This window comes from Kitasatospora sp. NPDC047058, from assembly GCF_040643935.1.
Lineage (GTDB): Bacteria > Actinomycetota > Actinomycetes > Streptomycetales > Streptomycetaceae > Kitasatospora.
Genome location: NZ_JBEYVJ010000882.1, coordinates 1 through 1,310 on the forward strand (window position 1 = coordinate 1; position 1,310 = coordinate 1,310).

General features: G+C 73.0%; 1 protein-coding gene and 1 pseudogene. One reads left to right on the top strand and one right to left on the bottom strand.

Features of this window, described 5'->3' with window-relative positions; all coding sequences use genetic code 11:
* A pseudogene (locus tag ABZ885_RS41305) lies at positions 1-135 on the top strand (TetR family transcriptional regulator); the annotation flags it as partial.
* Positions 136-954: 819 nt separating this feature from the next.
* Here the strand turns inward: ABZ885_RS41305 and ABZ885_RS41310 are convergent.
* Positions 955-1,310 (bottom strand): Ig-like domain-containing protein (locus ABZ885_RS41310; RefSeq protein WP_360200381.1); only part of this gene is annotated, 356 nt, incomplete at its 5' end.

Here is a 1,310-nt window from a genome sequence, read left to right on the forward strand (position 1 = left end):
GGCCCCGCCGCGGCGGCCCGCGCGCTGCGCGCCGCCCTTCCCGACGACGCCGACGTCCTGAGCGACGCCGAGCAGCGCCTGCTGCGCGAGTGGCTCACTCGCCTGGCGGCAGACGGTGACGCGCTGCAGGCCTGAGCCCGCGTCAGGAGCCTTCGCACACGTCGAACCTCCGAGAGAGGCCGCCCGGCGAGGCGGCGTTCACCCGGACGAGGCCGCAGGCCGTGGCGGCGTGGGCGGCCACGCGGTCTGCGTGGAGATGGTCAGGGTGTTGACCGCCCGGCTCACCGCCCGCCTGCTCCGTGCGCCGCTCCTCGGGTCCAGCCCGGTGCGGCGTCGAGCACGGCGGTCGGCGGGAAGGAGGGGTCGGACCGGTTGGAGTGCCTGGGTTGCGAGCATGCCCGCGTTTCGGAGGACTTGGGCTTGGTTTGCTGCTGCCGGCTTCGAATTCGGGATCCCGTGGCGCCTTGGAATGGCAAGGTGGATCGAGCTGTCATCCGTCCAGGCGGCGGTCTGCGGTGCTCCGGCGCCAGGCTGCTACACCCGTCGGGCGGCCGGTGATCGGCGCGGGTGGCGACTTCAAGGCGAGAGGACGCAGGTGCGGGTTGTGGGACAGAGGTCGGCGGTAGAGCGCATGCGCTGGCCGGCACCGCGCATGCCGTGGTGGGGGTGGGACACATCGCCAGGGAGATGCTGCGGCCGCCGGCCCCCGCTCAGGCCGGGTGCGGTGGCGTCTTGGCGGTGCGTTTGCCGAGCAGGCCTGCGAGCAGCATGACGAGCACGCCGATGCCGACAGTTTGTGGGTCCCGGGCCCGCTGATCAGTGGCCCTGACCGGCGTGGATCGGAAGGCGTCGGCGGGTCGGGACAGATCGGGCCCCCGCCGGGCGGTGGCCCGGCAGGGGCCCGTCGTGTGCCTATCGGCACTGCTGCCTAACGGTGCTGCCGCGGTGTCCTGGTCAGGGGTTCACCGTCACGGTGATGCTCTCGGGGCTGCCGCTGTTGCCCTGGTAGACGGTGTCGCCGCTGTAGACGGCCGTGATGACGTGCGCGCCGACGGTTCGGAAGAACACGACGCGCCCCGCGGCGGCGCAGTGTCCGACGTCGAGGACCAGGCGTGCGGTGCCCAGGGTCGTGCCCGTGGTGGTGTCGGTGAAGGTCACGGTGCCGGTGGGCGGGGTCGTGTCGCCCGTACCGGCCGGGCAGACCAGGTCGTCGAGCACCACCGGCCGGCCGAGCCGGACCTGCTGGGGCAGCGCGATCAGGCGCGTGTTCACCGGTTTGCCCGGGGTGAGGTAGCTGATGGTGATGCCCG